Raw genomic sequence first — 703 nt, 5'->3', positions numbered from 1 at the left:
GCAGCCGTGGGAGCCGGCGTGGACGAGCCCCGAGGTCTACCGGGGCCTGCAGGAGTCGATCGCCCGAGCGGCGTCCCCACGGCGGGCGGGGAGCCGATCGAACCGGCCACAGCCCGCCGCCTCGCCGCCGAGGCCACCGCGTGGGAGCGGCTGTTCCTCAACCCCGACACGGGGGTGCTGCTGACCGTCGATCACTACACGCCAACTGCGGCGCAGCGGCGGTTCCTCCGGGCCCGCGACGAGCACTGCCGCTTCCCCGGTTGCCGGCAAGCCGCCCGACGGTGCGACGCCGACCACATCCACCCGCACTCTCGCGGCGGGCCCACCGACGTGACCAACCTCGAGACCCTGTGCAAGCGACATCACATGCTCAAACACCACTCGCCCTGGCAGGTGCGACATCTCGGCGGGGGAGAACTCGAATGGACCAGCCCCCTCGGCCACCACTACACCGGCCGACCGACATCGGGCGTGCGGTTCGTTGAGACCGCACTGCCCGGTGACGGTTCCGCGCAACCCGGCGACGGTTCCGCCGCCGCGAGCGTCGCCGGTGGGGCGCCCGATCCCGCCCCCTTCTGAACCACCGTGGGCGACCACCGAAGGACGCCCACCGCGCGCGGTTGCCGCTGGGGCGTAGGCGCGAAGGGCCGGCCGCCCCTGGCGGAGACACGGACCGTCGGGACCCTGGCGGAGACGCGGCGGG

The 703-nt window shown here is 74.0% G+C and carries 1 protein-coding gene; it reads left to right on the top strand.

What is annotated here, in order from left to right; translation table 11 throughout:
* On the top strand, window positions 1-579 hold a 579-nt coding region (locus tag ACWDR7_RS07655), incomplete at its 5' end, for an HNH endonuclease signature motif containing protein (RefSeq protein ID WP_449854328.1).
* Between the last annotated feature and the right edge of the window lie 124 nt (window positions 580-703).

This window comes from Microbacterium sp. NPDC003461 (genome assembly GCF_053588335.1).
Note: the sequence above shows the minus strand (reverse complement) of the source record. Positions and strands in the feature narration are given on the sequence as shown.